The organism is Geobacillus sp. FSL W8-0026, from assembly GCF_037966255.1.
GTDB classification, from domain to species: domain Bacteria; phylum Bacillota; class Bacilli; order Bacillales; family Anoxybacillaceae; genus Geobacillus; species Geobacillus icigianus.
This window is the reverse complement of record NZ_CP150194.1, coordinates 2,826,048-2,841,927: the sequence shown is the minus strand read 5'-3', so window position 1 is coordinate 2,841,927 and position 15,880 is coordinate 2,826,048. Positions and strand designations below refer to the sequence as shown.

General features: G+C 51.7%; 15 protein-coding genes and 1 riboswitch. Of the genes, 8 read left to right on the top strand and 7 right to left on the bottom strand.

What is annotated here, in order from left to right; translation table 11 throughout:
• The first annotated feature begins 140 nt into the window (after positions 1 to 140).
• Positions 141 to 1,676: an alpha-amylase family glycosyl hydrolase gene (locus NST29_RS14235; RefSeq protein WP_339232322.1), complete on the top strand. Its 1,536-nt coding sequence runs from the start codon at positions 141 to 143 to the stop codon at positions 1,674 to 1,676.
• 306 nt (positions 1,677 to 1,982) lie between these two features.
• Positions 1,983 to 3,002 carry a LacI family DNA-binding transcriptional regulator gene (locus NST29_RS14230; protein WP_033019711.1) on the top strand — a complete coding sequence of 340 codons (1,020 nt, stop codon included), beginning with the start codon at positions 1,983 to 1,985 and terminating at the stop codon, positions 3,000 to 3,002.
• A gap of 285 nt (positions 3,003 to 3,287) precedes the next feature.
• Here the strand turns inward: NST29_RS14230 and NST29_RS14225 are convergent, their stop codons facing one another.
• Both NST29_RS14225 and NST29_RS14220 read right to left on the bottom strand, forming a co-directional pair.
• The gene (locus NST29_RS14225) at positions 3,288 to 3,515 is read right to left on the bottom strand and encodes a hypothetical protein (RefSeq protein WP_033019713.1); all 228 of its coding nucleotides are present in this window, start codon (positions 3,513 to 3,515) and stop codon (positions 3,288 to 3,290) included.
• Positions 3,516 to 3,564: 49 nt separating this feature from the next.
• Positions 3,565 to 3,984 (bottom strand): DUF1422 family protein, encoded by a 420-nt coding sequence (locus NST29_RS14220; RefSeq protein ID WP_033019715.1) that lies wholly within the window; start codon positions 3,982 to 3,984, stop codon positions 3,565 to 3,567.
• A 246-nt stretch (positions 3,985 to 4,230) separates the two neighbouring features.
• On the opposite strand from NST29_RS14220, the gene NST29_RS14215 reads away from it, so the two are divergent.
• From NST29_RS14215 to NST29_RS14205, 3 genes are all read left to right on the top strand, one after another.
• Positions 4,231 to 4,509, top strand: a complete 279-nt coding sequence (locus NST29_RS14215; RefSeq protein WP_033019716.1) for a hypothetical protein — start codon at positions 4,231 to 4,233, stop codon at positions 4,507 to 4,509.
• Between the two features lie 551 nt (positions 4,510 to 5,060).
• Positions 5,061 to 5,363: a hypothetical protein gene (locus tag NST29_RS14210; RefSeq protein WP_235207600.1), complete on the top strand. Its 303-nt coding sequence runs from the start codon at positions 5,061 to 5,063 to the stop codon at positions 5,361 to 5,363.
• Positions 5,364 to 5,388: 25 nt separating this feature from the next.
• Positions 5,389 to 5,727 carry an antibiotic biosynthesis monooxygenase gene (locus tag NST29_RS14205; RefSeq protein WP_033019720.1) on the top strand — a complete coding sequence of 113 codons (339 nt, stop codon included), beginning with the start codon at positions 5,389 to 5,391 and terminating at the stop codon, positions 5,725 to 5,727.
• Positions 5,728 to 6,236: 509 nt separating this feature from the next.
• Here the strand turns inward: NST29_RS14205 and NST29_RS14200 are convergent.
• From NST29_RS14200 to NST29_RS14190, 3 genes are all read right to left on the bottom strand, one after another.
• Positions 6,237 to 7,100, bottom strand: coding sequence for an SDR family oxidoreductase (locus NST29_RS14200; RefSeq protein ID WP_033019728.1), 864 nt, complete (start codon positions 7,098 to 7,100; stop codon positions 6,237 to 6,239).
• A gap of 131 nt (positions 7,101 to 7,231) precedes the next feature.
• A complete protein-coding gene (locus NST29_RS14195; protein ID WP_339232318.1) occupies positions 7,232 to 7,963 on the bottom strand; it encodes a transposase in 732 nt (243 codons plus the stop codon).
• 9 nt (positions 7,964 to 7,972) lie between these two features.
• A complete protein-coding gene (locus NST29_RS14190) occupies positions 7,973 to 8,215 on the bottom strand; it encodes a hypothetical protein (RefSeq protein WP_339232316.1) in 243 nt (80 codons plus the stop codon).
• Positions 8,216 to 8,398: 183 nt separating this feature from the next.
• Between NST29_RS14190 and NST29_RS14185 the strand changes: the two genes are divergently transcribed.
• The gene (locus NST29_RS14185) at positions 8,399 to 8,758 is read left to right on the top strand and encodes a DUF1878 family protein (RefSeq protein ID WP_197055014.1); all 360 of its coding nucleotides are present in this window, start codon (positions 8,399 to 8,401) and stop codon (positions 8,756 to 8,758) included.
• A 417-nt stretch (positions 8,759 to 9,175) separates the two neighbouring features.
• Here NST29_RS14185 and metH read toward each other — a convergent pair whose 3' ends face one another.
• Together metH and NST29_RS14175 are read right to left on the bottom strand one after the other, a co-directional pair.
• Positions 9,176 to 12,586, bottom strand: coding sequence for a methionine synthase (metH, locus tag NST29_RS14180; protein ID WP_033843236.1), 3,411 nt, complete (start codon positions 12,584 to 12,586; stop codon positions 9,176 to 9,178).
• The gene (locus NST29_RS14175; protein ID WP_033843237.1) at positions 12,579 to 14,429 is read right to left on the bottom strand and encodes a bifunctional homocysteine S-methyltransferase/methylenetetrahydrofolate reductase; all 1,851 of its coding nucleotides are present in this window, start codon (positions 14,427 to 14,429) and stop codon (positions 12,579 to 12,581) included. The genes metH and NST29_RS14175 overlap by 8 nt, the downstream gene beginning before the upstream one ends.
• Before the next feature lie 71 nt (positions 14,430 to 14,500).
• A riboswitch (SAM riboswitch) is annotated at positions 14,501 to 14,603 on the bottom strand.
• Between the two features lie 850 nt (positions 14,604 to 15,453).
• On the opposite strand from NST29_RS14175, the gene NST29_RS14170 reads away from it, so the two are divergent.
• Both NST29_RS14170 and NST29_RS14165 read left to right on the top strand, forming a co-directional pair.
• Entirely contained in the window at positions 15,454 to 15,630 is a 177-nt protein-coding gene (locus tag NST29_RS14170) for a hypothetical protein (RefSeq protein ID WP_172418625.1), read from the top strand.
• Between the two features lie 37 nt (positions 15,631 to 15,667).
• Positions 15,668 to 15,880 (top strand): uberolysin/carnocyclin family circular bacteriocin, encoded by a 213-nt coding sequence (locus tag NST29_RS14165; protein ID WP_033843238.1) that lies wholly within the window; start codon positions 15,668 to 15,670, stop codon positions 15,878 to 15,880.

The following is a 15,880-nucleotide window of genomic DNA, read 5'->3' as shown; positions in this document are numbered from 1 at the left end:
CTATCATAAATAGTGGGCTTACCCGTTTCCACACAGCTAAACGGATAGAAAAGTTCCATGGGCAGCGCGATCTGCCCTCCACCCGGGGATGAAAATCCCGCGTCAGTTCGACATTTTCACAGTAAAGGGGGGAAACGGAAATGGGGAACCGTCTTGGTGTACTGTTCATCCTTCCGTTCCTTCTTTTTTATGCCATGCCGGCTGCGGCGGCGGAAAAAGAAGAACGGACGTGGCAAGACGAAGCGATTTATTTCATCATGGTCGACCGTTTCAACAATATGGATCCGACGAACGACCAAGACGTCAATGTCAACGACCCAAAAGGATATTTTGGCGGGGATGTAAAAGGAGTGACCGCGAAGCTCGATTACATCAAGGAAATGGGGTTTACCGCCATTTGGCTGACGCCAATTTTTGAAAACATGCCGGGCGGCTATCATGGGTATTGGATCAAAGATTTTTATCGCGTCGACCCGCATTTCGGCACGCTCGATGACTTGAAAACGCTGGTCAAAGAGGCGCACCGGCGCGACATGAAAGTCATTTTGGACTTTGTTGCCAACCATGTTGGCTACGACCATCCGTGGCTCCATGATCCGGCGAAAAAAGATTGGTTCCACCCGAAGAAAGAGATTTTTGACTGGAACAATCAAAAGCAAGTAGAAAACGGCTGGGTGTATGGGCTTCCCGATTTGGCGCAGGAAAACCCGGAAGTGAAAAAATACCTCATTGACGCCGCCAAATGGTGGATCAAAGAGACCGACATTGACGGCTACCGGCTCGATACGGTGCGGCATGTGCCGAAATCGTTTTGGCAAGAATTTTCTAAAGAAGTGAAGGCGGTGAAAAAAGACGTTTTCCTTCTCGGTGAAGTGTGGAGCGACGATCCGCGCTATATCGCCGATTACGGGAAGTACGGCATCGACGGGTTTGTCGATTACCCGCTCTATGGCGCGGTGAAGCAGTCGCTTGCGAGGCGCGATGCTTCGCTCCGCCCGCTCTATGATGTCTGGGAATACAACAAAACGTTTTACGACCGCCCGTATTGGCTCGGGACGTTTTTGGACAACCATGATACCGTGCGGTTTACGAAGCTAGCGATTGACAACCGCAACAACCCGATTTCGCGTATCAAACTGGCCATGACGTATTTGTTCACCGCCCCGGGCATCCCGATCATGTATTATGGGACGGAAATCGCGATGAACGGCGGCCCCGATCCGGACAACCGCCGGTTGATGGACTTCCGCGCCGACCCGGAAATCATCGATTACTTGAAAAAAATCGGCCCGCTCCGTCAGCAGCTGCCGTCGTTGCGGCGCGGCGATTTTACGCTCTTGTATGAAAAAGACGGCATGGCGGTGTTCAAGCGGCGCTACCGGGATGAAACCACTGTCATCGCCATCAACAATACGGGCAAAACGCAGCACGTTCATTTGACGAACGATCAGCTGCCGAAAAACAAAGAGTTGCGCGGCTTTTTATTGGACGATCTCGTCCGCGGCGATGAGGACGGCTACGATCTTGTATTGGACCGCGAAACGGCGGAAGTGTACAAACTGCGGGACAAAACGGGAATCAACATCCCGTTTATCGCCGCGCTAGTCGCGGTTTACGCGCTATTCCTCTTGTTTTTATACATGGTGAAAAAACGAGCCAAACGGGCAGATGAATAAAGAAAGCCGCGATGCATTCACCTTTCTAGAAGGCCGGTGAAAAATCGCTGTCACACACGAATCGGCGGCATTTTCATTCAGAAAAGAAACTTGATTTTGCAAAGCTTCTCTAATTGAGAAACGGATGGAATCAGTAGTATTTTGCACTAAATCACCAGCCTCCTAGGAGGGTGGCGAAAAAACCCTAACCGACGTCAGGTGATTTGAAACTAAGAAGCGGATGCCGCATGGTTTCTCTATTTGAGAAATAAGTGGGGGAGGCAACACGCTCCTTCAATCACCAACTTTCGAGAGAGGAGGGAGTCTATGACCGTTACGATTAAAGATGTCGCCAAGCGGGCCAATGTCGCGCCGTCGACCGTATCGCGCGTCATCGCCGACAGCCCGCGCATCAGCGAGAAAACGAAGCAGCGGGTGCGCGAGGCGATGAAAGAGCTCGGCTACCATCCAAATTTTATCGCCCGCAGCCTCGCCAGCCAAGCAACGCAAGTGATCGGCATCGTCATGCCGAGCTCGGCGGACCAAGCGCTGCAAAACCCGTTTTTCCCGGAAGTGATCCGCGGCATCAGCAAAGCCGCCCATGAAAAGCGGTACGCCTTGCAAATGTCGACCGGGGAAAAAGAGAGCGACATTTACGAGCGGGTCGTCGAGATGCTGCAAGGGCGGCGCGTGGACGGCGTCATTTTGCTTTATTCAAGGCAAAACGACAAGCTGATGAAATACTTGCAAAAACATGACTTCCCATTCGTCGTCATCGGCAAGCCGCACCAAAAGGCGGAACAAGTGACCCATGTCGACAACGACAACGTGCAGGCGGGAAAGGACGCCACGACCTATTTAATCGCCCACGGCCATGAACGCATCGCCTTTGTCGGGGGCAATCCGCAATATTTGGTGACCATCGACCGCCAAACCGGCTATGAAGAGGCGCTTCGTGAAGCGGGGCTGCCGTACCGGCCGGAATACGTCATCCATGAGGAGTTTTTGCAAGAAGGCGGCCAAGAGGCGATGAAAGAGCTGCTTTCTTTGCCCGAGCCGCCGACCGGGCTGGTGGTCGCCGACGATCTCATGGCGCTCGGGATGCTGAAGACGCTCGATGAAATCGGCCTGCGCGTCCCCGAAGACGTGTCGATCGTCAGCTTTAACAACACCTTGCTCGCCGAAATGTCGCGCCCGCCGCTCACCTCAATCGACATCGGCATTTTCCAGCTCGGCTACGAAGCGGCGAAAAGTTTAATGGAAAAAATCGAAAACGAAGCCGAACCGATCAAGCGCATCATCATCCCGCACCGGCTTGTCGAGCGGGGGTCGTGTGCAAGGCGCTAGATCACGGAAGCGCTGTTGGGGAAAGGTGTCCGTCGCACGTCGCATGGGCGGGCATCTTTTTCTATTTCTACATAGAGCTTAGAAGGCCAGTGAAAAACCGCTGATTCCCTTCATCAATGGGGGAACGCGTGAAAAGCAGGACCGATGCAACAAAGTTTTTCTAGTTGAGAAATGAGATGGAAAAGCTGGGCCCACGAGTAAATCACCGGCCCTCTAGAAGGCCGGTGATGTGTGAAGACAATCAGCGCGCGATCTGCCTTTCTCCATTTGAGAAACCTTGCCTCATCACCATGCATTCAAGATCCAGACAATCAAAGGGATGACGATCACAAAGCCTAATATAAGATAACTGAAATACCGAAGCCATTTGGGTGCGGATTTTACTTTCAAGCTCTCTCGTTTCCATGCTCCGCCTGTTACGATTCTTTCAAAATCTTCAATGGGCGAAAAAATTTGCTCGTTATCTTTTTTCGGATATTCCTCCGTTGCTTGCGTTTCGTGAAGATCCTTCATGACCGTCACCTTCTTTTTCAGTATTGGTGAACTACCCCCACTTAATTTTCTAGCGAAAAAAACTTACTATGACTCCGTAGAAAAGATGCCCAATTTGCCAGCAAAGGAGCGCCACGCCTGAGGTCAAGGGCGGCGTTCGCTCTGACAGGGCGGTTGTCGGATAAAGGATAAGACCAAGCAAAAAGCAAACAATAGGAAGGCGGATGAACATTTGCTGAGTGGTCCACTGTTGCTTGACCGCAACATAGAAAAGGCTTACTGCCAATACGATCGATATAAGTAGATGAAAAGAAAACTCGACCGCTTCCGAAAAGGCAAAGCGATTGAAAACGGGGACATAATCGATATTTAGAAGCAGTGTATACAGTTTGATGTTCCAATATGCCTCAAGCATTTTAAAAAACAAGCCAAGCCATATGCCTGACACCAAGCCAGCCACAATTCCTTTTATGACAAGCGAGCGACTCATGACTTCTCTCCCTTTATTAAATAATCAGTCTTAAATCTATAAAAGGACTGACATATCATAGTAATAATCATTCAGTATTCTCATTGTATTATCATCTTGTATTGGTTGTAAAGCAAGCATTGGTTAAGGCTCACCTACCAGAAACATTGTGATAGGCTAAAGAATGTTTGCATAGGAGATTCATTATACTATACAATGGAATCAATCGGTAAGCAGCATTTTTGAACCAAAAGGAAGGGGAACAGTATGGCAGGGATACAAGTAGAACAATCGAATGATCATTTAGTGATTCGTTGGCTGTTATCGGACATAGAAATCCCTCTCTCTGATATTGTAGAAGTAACACTTGACGATACTTATGCTGGGGAGGAGAAGACAGCGATCAGAATTGGTACGCCATACGGGGAAACCGATAGATTGGTCATTCGCACCCATGCGAATACTTATATTTTGTTTACGACTGATGCGGCCAACCTTAAAAACAAAATTGGCTCGTTTCAAAACGATGTGCGTAAACACCAATGATATTCTCGTTCTTACAGACATCGGTTAGATAACCGTTGTCTTTTTTTGTTTGCCAAAATCAGTACTCTCGGATGATCATGGTGAGCAAACGAAAATCATAAAGCCTAGGAGACCGGTGATTTAAGGGGACAAGTCGCTTATCAAGCCCGTTTCTCAAATAGATAAGCCTTGTCGCATCAGGATCGCCTTTCAAGCGTTCCCCCATTGCTCAAGAGAAACAACCGTTTTTCACCAGCCTCCTAGCGGTCAGGAGATGAAGAATTTGATCTTTTGTATATTTTTATATACAATTGTATACAGAAAGGAGGGGAGAAGGATGGAACTGAGGCGTCGATATGATCACCATGAAGGATGGGAGTTGGTCCGGCAATGAAACCGCTACTTGAATGAACAGTTTGCTCCGCAAGATGAAGTGCTTGCCAGTGTCTTACGATCGGTGGCGAGAGTGAAAGAAACGATGGGAAAGGAGGAAAGATGAGCAAATGCATGGACATTTTTTCCCCGGGGATGGGCATTCATTCGAAGGTCATCCCCCTTGGAAAGGCCCCCATATGCGCATGGGGCCTCATCGCGGCGCCAAAACATTTCGACGGGGACGGGTGCTCGATTTTTTACAAAGGTTATACGTCAAGCGTGAGACCTTAAAGCAGCAGTTGCAGTCGCCAGAGCTTCAATCGATTCATCCTGTGTTGACGGGGGAATTGAAAGCGATCGAAATGGTGATCAACGAATTCATTCAGTCGTTTGACATTCATGATGATGAGTTGAACATGATGTTGGGGATCCACAAGTCCGATGATGCCCAAATCGCTGAACGCGATGATGAAGGCAATGGCGAAGTAGGAAAGGAATGACCATCCAAAAAAGGAGAGAGGATTCATGTTTGTGCAAATGCGCAAAATTACAGTGGCGGAAGGATTCGCTGACCAAGTGGTTGAACGCTTTCAAAAACCAGGAATCATCGAGCAGCAAGAAGGATTTGTTGATTTAAAAATTTTAGTAAAAAAAACGCGTCGTGGTGATGAGGAAGTCGTGCTTCTGATCACATGGGAATCGGAAGAACATTGGAAAAAGTGGGAGAAAAGCGACGCGCACATCGCCGGTCATAAAGCGAAACGAAATGAGCCCAAACCGGAGTTTATTCTTCATGTAGAAGTAGGGCATTACGAAGTAAAAGCAGTGAAACAAGGGGGACAGTCGGCAGCGGCCGAAGATTGAAGGGAGACAACAAAGCTCCTCTTTCACCGATGGCGGTCGGGGGAAGAGGAGCTGAACAGGTTATTGTTTTGCTTCGTTTCGGACATTCGGCGTTCCGTAAGTATGGAACGTTTCGACGGTTTTGTTTCCCCATGCCTGCCCTCGGCTTCTCTCTTCTTCAGTCCATGTAATCGGTTTCCAATCCGGCGCTACGACGAGATAGCCGCCGGCACGTCCTTTTATTCAGTCCCTTCCTTTTCAAAAACAAAACCTCTGCCATAGGCAACGCACGCCCAAAGAGAGATGGGCACGATTCACACAAAGATCGGTCAGGGGCATGCTCCGTTCGCCTTTCACGGTCAAAGAAAACACCCGCCCCATCCGGGACGGGCAGAGAGAAGAGGGGCACCTTGTCAAGAAGTAGGGAACATCGTAGCTTTATCGTACGCGATGTTTTCCCATCGTGCCATATTTTTGTAAGAAAAGGTAACGCGATTTTGTAAAAGGTTTGTCGTCAGCGGCGGCTGCCATCAGCCGCTAATGAATTGGCCGCCGTCGACATGAAGCATTTGCCCGGTCATGTATGATGATTCGTCACTCGCCAAAAAGACGTAGCACGGGGCGACTTCGCTCGGCTGGCCGGGCCGTTTCATCGGGGTGTTGGCGCCGAACGTGGCGACTTGGCTGCTTTGGAATGTCGACGGGATGAGCGGTGTCCAAATCGGACCTGGGGCGACGCCGTTGACGCGGATGCCTTGGCCGACGAGCGCTTTGGCCAGCGAGCGGGTAAAGGCGACGATCGCTCCTTTTGTTGCTGAATAGTCAATCAGCTGTTCATTGCCTTCATAGGCGGTGATGGAAGCGGTGTTAATGATGACGCTGCCGTTTTTTAAGTGCGGGAGCGCCGCTTTCGTTAGGAAAAAGTAGCCGAATACGTTCGTGCGGAACGTTTTTTCCAGCTGTGCCGCGGTGATATTGAGAACGTTCGGCTGCGGGTGCTGTTCAGCGGCGTTGTTGATGACGATGTCCAGCTTGCCGAACGTCTCGATCGTTTGTTTCACCGCCTCTTTGCAAAACGTTTCATCGCCGACGTCGCCGGCGATCGCCAAGCACTGTTTTCCTTCCTGTTCGACGAGCCGTTTCGTTTCCGCGGCGTCCTCGTGTTCGTTCAAATACAAAATGACGACATCGGCTCCTTCTTTGGCGAAATGAACCGCGACCGCCCGGCCGATGCCGCTGTCGCCGCCGCTGATGATGGCGACTTTATTCGCCAATTTGCCGCTTCCTTGATACGAGTCTTTGATCGTGACCGGCTGCGGGTTCATCTCCGTTTGCAGGCCCGGCTGGCGCGTCTGGTGCTGCGGCGGCAGCGTGGCTTGTTGCTTTGTGACCATATGTTCTCCTCCTTGGCGGGTATTGTCATCGTTAGTATGGAACGGAGGGGCGGAAATATGTGCAACGAGGCGATGAAGGGGTCGACAGTGATCACTTTTTTGCCGACGTTTCCATCCAGATCGTTTGCCGGTCACGACGCATGGTATATGCTTTTTTCTGAAGCGGTGAGGCGATAGCCGTTGAGCCGAAGGAACGGGTTCAAGGCGGCAAATCTTGTTCGTTGATTGGCGTGATGAAACGGATCATTTTGGCAGAGGCTGGCATCTAACGCTGCCGCCTTCAGCCAAAGGGGTGGGGAAGCGTCCTGACCGAAAGCGCTTTGTTTCGGGCGGTTGACCGCGCTGTTCAGCATCTGGGAATTTACGGAACATGCTCTTTTCCTCTTCCGTTTTTTCGTTTCTTGCCATAAACGTCTTTGGGGGGAGATGACCTTTACTTTTTGATTGAGTAAAGATAAAATAATGAGCAAAGAGGAAAGTCCTGCGGTATTTTGGCACAAGAAGCCAGCGAGCAGTTGCACGTCCATCTGAGAGATTTCATCAACGCTCAACGACTCGATAAGCAGTTCTAAAATGGTATGTCCGAACACGGAGCTGTCGACTTCTTGACTGAACGAACTGCACTTGTCAAACAAGTGTTGGAGGAAGTATTGCTTTTCTCGAGTCAGCTGATGGACGAGATGATAACGCATGCGTGTCAGTCGCTGCAGCGCAATGAACGGCTCGTGCATGACAGCCGTCACGTTCAAGCGGCCAAAGCGAAGCCGATCGGCAATGATCTGCGTATCGAGGCCGTCCGTTTTATCCAAGTCGGTGTACGCCTCTTTGAATTTGCGAATAAGCTTTGGATTGATGGCAAACACCTTGAGATTCTACCGCTTGAGTTCCTCCAGTTGGTGGAAAAGCATCGCCGGATGCCAGTTGTAGACCCAAGTAGCTTCCATCCCGATAGAATGGTGGCGCTGGTTGGCCCACAGGAGGATTTGATTGCGAAGGAAGGTCGTGCCAAGGAGATGGTTGTCCACCTTGAATTGGGCGCAGGTGTTTCCTTCTTGATTCATGATCCACGTGTACAAATCTGTCGAGCTCACGTCAATCCCGACGTAGAGTTTCATGAGATCCCCTCCGTTCATTGTAGGATCGTGGGGGGACTCTTCGGGATGCCCCCGGACCGCGCATGTTGACCAGTCACCCTCGCGTATGAGAACTCACGTCTCTCGGCTGCTCGAACCATTGCTTACTTCTTCGTGTTGGTAGTGTTTTAATGTCATCGAAAGCTGAAGTGAGGAGTGATATTCTTGAGACAGGAATCTTTGGAACAGAGAGTAGAACGGCTTGAATTTTATATTGACCTATTACGAGATTTTGCCGTTGATCCGGAAACATTTGCTATTTGGGATTGGGTCATTTCTCGTAAATTAAACAAAAGTCAGGTGGATCGCTTAATGAAGACAGCTAAAGAGTTCAATCAAGCCATTAAGATAGCGAATGAAAACGGCAATCAGCCACCAAAGTTCGAAGAGTTCAGCCGAAAAATTATTGAGATTGTCCATTTCGAAGATGATCCTGCAGATGAAGAGACTGTGTTGCAATTTTTAAAACGAATTAAAAACTCTCACAGATATTTGTCCGATTGCTACTTGACTACCACAGAATAACCCTCGTATCACAAATGTTTTCATTTTTTTACTAGAAGGCCGGTGAAAAATCGCTGTCACACACCAACTGGAGGCATTTTCATTCAGAAAAGAAAGCTGATTCTGCAAGGTTTCTCTCATTGAGAAATGGGTGGAACTCAGCAGTATTTTGCACGAAATCACCAGCCTCCTAGGAGCATTTTTGTGAAAATGCCGAACTGACACGGAGTTTCATCTCCCGGTGAAGGGCAGATCGCGCTGTCCATGGAACTTTTCTTTGGAACCTATATTCCTTAATCTGTCATTTTTGTGTTAGAGGTGAGGACAAGGTTTGCTTATGAATATTTTTTGTTCCGAGACGAAGGCATGGCCGAGGTTTGTTGCGTGAAAAACGAAGAGAGGAAAACGAGCTGACTCGTTTGAGCCAGCTCGTTTTCTTTACAGCACATTGAAATAACGCGCTTCCGGATGGGCGACGACGATCGCCGAGACGGAGGCTTCCGGCTCCATCATGTAGCCGTCGGTCAAGCGGATGCCGACATCTTCCGGATGAAGGAGGCGGAACAGCTTTTCTTGGTCTTCCAAGTTCGGACAGGCCGGGTAGCCGAACGAGTAGCGCTGGCCTTGGTATTTGGCGGCGAAGCGCTCTTCCATCGTGAAGTCCGGGTCGTCTGGGAAGCCCCAGCGGTCGCGCATAATTTGATGGATGCGTTCGGCGAACCCTTCGGCGATCTCGAGCGCCAACGCCTGAATGGCGTGGCTTTTCAAAAATTCGCCTTCGTCTTTCCACTGTTGGGCGAGTTCGCGGATGCCGTGCCCAGCGGTGACGGCGAAAAAGCCGACATAGTCCATTTCCCCGCTCTCTTTCGATTTCAAGTAATCGGCGAGGCAAAGGTGCGGCGCCCGCGGCTGGCGCGGGAAGTCAAACGTCTCAAGCACGGTTTGCCGGTCGATCGGGTCGTAAATGTACACGCGGTTGCCGTCGCTTTGCGCCGGGAAAAAGCGGTAGACGCCGGCCGGCTGAATCCAGTCGTGTGTTTTGGCGGCGGCGATCAGCTCATCGACGACCGCTTTTAAGGCGAGCGCTTTTTCGTCTTTTTCTTCCAACAGCCGCTTCACTTTTCCTTTCAAGCCGAGATGATGGCCGAGCACCATTTGCCAGTTGACGTACGGCAACACGTGGTCAAGCGGCACATTCCTTAGCACGTGGCGGTCGAGATCGGCCGGCACGTAGACCGGGACGTCGGTCGAAACGTTGGATTTGGCGGCCGCGGCGACAGCCGCCGTTCGCGCCGGTTCGTGTCCAACGGTTTCTTTTTTTTGATAGTCGATCTCGCCTTGCTGGATTTGGTTGGCAAGGGCGAGCCCATCCATGGCGTCCTTCGCGTACAAGACGATGCCGTCGTATTCGGGCGCGATTTTGTTTTCCGTAAACTTGCGCGTCAAGGCGGCGCCGCCGACTAAAATCGGGGTCGAAACACCGGCTTGCCGCAAGTCTTGCGCGGTGACGACCATCTGTTGCGCCGATTTGACGAGCAGGCCCGACAGGCCGATGATGTCCGGTTTATGCTCGCGCACCGCTTCGATGAGCTGCTGGGGGGCGACTTTGATGCCAAGGTCGATCACTTCATAGCCGTTGTTGCTTAAAATAATGTCGACCAAGTTTTTGCCGATGTCATGCACATCGCCCTTCACCGTCGCCAGGATTACTTTTCCTTTCGTGCTTCCTTCTTTCTTTTCCATATATGGTTCTAAAAAGGCGACGGCCGCTTTCATTACTTCTGCGCTTTGCAATACTTCAGCGACGATGAGCTGGTTGTTGTTAAACAGCCGTCCGACTTCGTCCATGCCGGCCATGAGCGGGCCGTTGATGATCGCGAGCGGATCGGAGTACGTTTCCAGCGCCTGTTCCAAATCGGGAATGAGCCCGTCTTTTGATCCTTCAATGACGTAGCGGGCGAGCCGCTCTTCCAAGCTCAAGTTCGTCTGCACCGGCTTGGCGGCGGTGATTTTGCTTCGGTAAAATTCAATAAAGGCGTTTAACGTTTCGTCGCTGGTGGCAAAAAGAAGCGCCTCGGCCATCCGCACTTCTTCTTCCGGAATCGAAGCGAACCGCTCGAGCTTCTCGGTGTTGACGATGGCGTAATCGAGCCCGGCTTGCGTGCAATGGTACAAAAAGACCGAGTTCAGCACTTCGCGCCCGGCCGGCGGCAAGCCGAACGAGACGTTGCTGATGCCGAGCATCGTTAAACAATGAGGAAGCCGCTCTTTAATGAGGCGGATTCCTTCGATCGTTTCTTTCGCCGCGCCGATGTATTGCTCATCGCCGGTGCCGACCGGGAAGACGAGCGGATCGAAAATGATGTCGCGCTCAGGCACGCCGTAGCGGTTCACGAGCAAGTCATACGAACGCAAGGCGATCTCGAGCTTCCGTTCGGCGGTGACCGCCATCCCTTGTTCATCGATCGTCCCGACCACAACGGCGGCGCCGTAGCGGTGCAGCAGCGGCACGACGTTGGCAAAGCGCTCTTCGCCGTCTTCGAGGTTGATCGAGTTAATGATCGCCTTTCCTTGTGAATACGTGAGGGCGCGCTCGATGACACGCTCGTCGGTCGAGTCAATGACGAGCGGCACTTTTACTTTTTTGACGACTTCGCGGACGAACTGTTCCATGTCGGAAAGCTCATCACGGTCCGGATCGGCGAGGCAAATGTCGATGACATGGGCGCCGTTTTTCACTTGGGCGCGGGCGATTTCCGCCGCTTCTTCGTATTTGCCTTCGGCGATGAGGCGCTTAAATTTGCGCGAGCCGATGACGTTCGTCCGCTCACCGACAAAAAGCGGGCGCATCGTTTCATCGTAGATGAGCGCTTCAATGCCGGAGACGGCGTGCGTGTCAAACGAGGACGGGATCGGCCGCGGCGGAATGTGGCGCACCGCTTCGGCGATGGCCCGGATATGGTCCGGCGTCGTGCCGCAGCACCCGCCGACGATGTTGATCCATCCTTTTTCGGCAAAGCGGCGGATTTTTTCCGCGAGCATCTCCGGTGTTTCATGGTAATGCCCTTCTTCGTCCGGCAGGCCGGCGTTCGGGTAGCAGCTGACCGCCGTGTCGGCAAGCGAGGCGAGCGTGCGCAAATGATCGGTCATAAACTCCGGGCCGGTCGCGCAGTTTAAGCCGACGGCGATCGGCTTCATGTGGCGGATCGAGATGAAAAACGAATCGATCGCCTGCCCGGCAAGCGTTGTACCCATCGGCTCGATCGTGCCGGAAATCATGAGCGGCACGCGGCGGCCGACCGCTTCAAACGCTTTGGAAATGCCGATGAATCCCGCTTTGACATTCAAGGCATCTTGGCACGTTTCCAAAAGGAGAAGGTCGACGCCGCCCAAAAGCAGTCCGCGCGCCTGTTCTTCATAGGCGGCAACGAGTTCGTCAAACGTCGCTCCGCCCGTGACCGACAAAGTTTTCGTCGTCGGCCCCATCGAACCGGCGACAAAGCGCGGCCAGTCGGGCGTCGCGAACGCCTCGGCCGCTTGTTTGGCGAGCTTCGCTGCTTCGATGTTCAGCTCGAGCGCCAAATGGCCAAGTCCGTATTCATCAAGGACGATGCGCGTCGCCCCGAACGTGTTCGTTTCAATGATGTCCGCGCCGGCTTCCAAGTACGCTTCATGAATGCGGCGGATGACGTGCGGGGCGGTGATGGTCAAGTATTCGTTGCACCCTTCATACGCCTCGCCGCCAAAGTCGGCGGCTGATAAGTTGGCGCTTTGGATCATGGTGCCCATGGCGCCGTCGATGACAAGAATTTTTCGCTGCAGCTGTTGTTCGAAGATGAGGTCAGCCATGCACAACCTTCCTTTCTTTCGCGGCCGCTTCTTTTTCGTGAATGTAGCGGACGAGCTCCACCGTCATGTCGTAGCGCAAAAACGGCGTAATGAAATAAATGCCGTGAAACAAGTCGAACGCCGCATCAATGAGCGCTTTGGCGATGGCGATTCCTTCGCGCGCCGCCCGCACCGGGTCGTCGCCGCAGGCGGCCATGCGGGCGCGAATATCGTCGGACAGCGTAATGCCCGGCACCTCATGATGCAAAAACTCGGCGTTGCGCGCGCTCACAAGCGGCATAATGCCGATGTAAATCGGCGCATTCAAATGTTTCGTCGCTTCGTGCACGGCCATGATTTTCTCTTCCGAGTAAACCGGTTGAGTCAAGAAATAATGGGCGCCGCACTGAATTTTTTTCTCCATCCGCTCAACGGCCTTATCCAAATGGCGGACATTCGGATTGAACGCCGCGCCGATCGAGAAGTTCGTTTTTTGTCCGAGCGGTTTGCCCGAATACGACAATCCCTCATTAAACTGGCGGATCAAGCGGATTAAATCAAACGACGATAAATCGTACACCGATGTCGCTCCCGGAAAGTCGCCGATTTTTGACGGGTCGCCGGTAATGGCGAGCACGTCGGTGATGCCGAGCGTATGCAGGCCCATCAAGTGTGACTGCAGGCCGATCAAGTTGCGGTCGCGGCACGTAATATGCACGAGCGGGCGGACGCCGAGCCGCTCTTTGATGATGGCCGCGACGGCGGCGTTGCTGATGCGCGGCGTGGCGAGCGAGTTGTCGGCCAGCGTCAGCGCGTCAATGCCGGCGTCATGGAGCGCTTTCGCCCCGGCGAGAAATTTGTCAATGCCCAATTTTTTCGGGGGATCGAGCTCGACGATCACCGAGCGGCGGGCGCGGACAAGTTCGGGAAGCGGCGTCGCTGATGATGGAATGTCGGATTGGACCGACACCGGCACGGCGCGTCGTTTGACCGTTTTTTCCGTTACCGGCGTCCGGTCTTGCAGCGCCCGCGCCATCGCTTCAATATGGTTCGGCGTCGTGCCGCAGCATCCGCCGAGCAGCCGCACCCCTTGGTCGCGAAACGCTTTCGCCGTTTCCTCGAAGTATTCGGCATTCGTCTCATAGACGAGCCGGCCATCGCGATAGTCGGGGAGGCTCGCGTTCGGGTACGCCGATAAAAAGGCGCGCGTTGGCAGCGGCACTTCCTCGAGCGATTGAAGCATATAGTACGGCCCGAGCCGGCAGTTGAGCCCGACGACATCGGCGCCAAGCGCTTCTAAGCGGGCGAGGGCGTCAGCGAGCGGCGTGCCGTCTTGCAAGACGCCCACTTCATGGAGCGACACATGGGCGATGACCGGCAAGTCCGTCTCTTTGCGGGCGATGGCGAGCACCGTCTCCAACTCTTCTAAATCGTAATACGTCTCGAGCAGCACGCCGTCCACTCCCTCCGCCAGCAAGACAAACAGCTGCTCGCGGAACGTCCGCTTCACTTCATCAAGCGGCACGGCGCTTTTGTTTAACGTGCGCAGCCCGCCAATGGTCCCGAGCACGTACGCCCGACCGTTGGCGGCTTGCCTAGCGAGCCGCACCGCCGCCCGGTTGATGGCCGGCACCTCATCTTGCAAGCCGTAGCGGGCGAGTTTCACATAGTTGGCGCCGTAGGTATTCGTCTGGATGACGTCGGCGCCTGCCGCGATATAGGCTTCGTGAATATGGACGATGTCTTCCGGTTTCGATAGATTCAATTCTTCAAAACAACGGTCAACGCCATGCGAATAGAGAAGCGTCCCCATCGCCCCATCGGCGATCAGCACGCGTTGTTTCAACTCATCAAGCAATCCCACGTTCCATTTCCCCCGTTTCTTGGCAAGTAAAAGAAAAAAGCCTTCTAAGAAGAAGACTTTCCGTTCGCTTCTTCTTATCTTCCAGGCTGCTGCCTGTCTGGATTTAGCACCTTGGCCGCCCGCCAGGTTGCTGAGGGTTCACCGGGCCAGTCCCTCCCCCTCTCTTGATAAGAAAATTCGTATCCAATTGTATCGTCCCGTTTGGGTGATTACTATATAATTTAATGTATTTTTTGAAATTATTCAATACAGTGAAGCAAGAAATTTGCCAAAGATTTGCCCGATCAAGGGAGAAGGAACTCTTGTATGATTGCAAAAATCGGAAATAGCGCTACAAACACCTGCCGCCATGCGGGCAATCGGTGTTTTCTCTTTGCTTGCCAATCGAACGTTCAGCAGGGAAAGACATTCTCCAGTGGCCGATGTTCAACGAAGCCATGCGCTGTTTTCCGATTGAGGCTGGTGAAAAACCGTTGTCACACACCAATCAGAGGCATTTTCATTCAGAAAAGTTCCATGAGCAGCGCGACTTGCCCTCCACCCAGGCATGAAAATCTCGCGTCAGGCCGGCATTTTCATTCAGAAAAGAAAGTGGATTCCACTAAGTCTCTCTAATTGAGAAATAGGTGAAATCAGTAGTATGTTGCACTAAGTCCACCGACCTCTATTGTGTTTTGGCTATTGAACATCTCCTTGCGCTGACACCAATTTCTTACCAATCGCTTTTTTGCTTAGTTCATCACCATAACGTGCACTTCTCTGAACAGGTGTAGGCAAAAAATGATTTGTTCCTATTCTTTCGTGGATGCATAAGTTAAGGCATGTCATGAAATACAACTTTTAGTGAAGAGCCTTTTGTTTCGATAGCACAAAAAATGTCGAAATATGTTAAAAAAAGACGAAAAACGTCAACTCATTTCTCTTTTTTTTTAATTTTTTTTTAAGAGTCAAAGTGTATAATAAAAAATGGATGATGTTAACAAGGAATTTAATAGAAATGGCGTCACAGACAGGAGTGAAATAGATGAAACGATGGTCGTGGCCGTATTTTATTCTCATTAGCCTGCCGTTTGTGTTGTTTATTGTCCTTGCCTTTGGTTTAAAAGCGGCTAAGATGCCAATGTGGGGAAAAATCGCATTGATTGCGGCCGTTCTTGTTTATGGGATCGTTTATTCGCGTTTATTGCGGAAAATAAAATAAAGTCCGATCGGATTTGAAATACGAGTAGTTCACGCTTATTGCCAGAACGCTCGGCGTGTCGCAAGCAGTTGCTACAACTGTTGTTTCGATCGTGCTGACCGGCTCCACGCTCGTTTCGATGATTCTTGGAATTACTGCGATTTTGTCAGGCGGAGTCGATGCCATTTTGGAAATTGGCTGGTCAGCGTTTGTAGCAACGGTGAAAAAAATAGTGGCTGAGCGGGAACAAAAAGCGGCTATTGCATGGTAA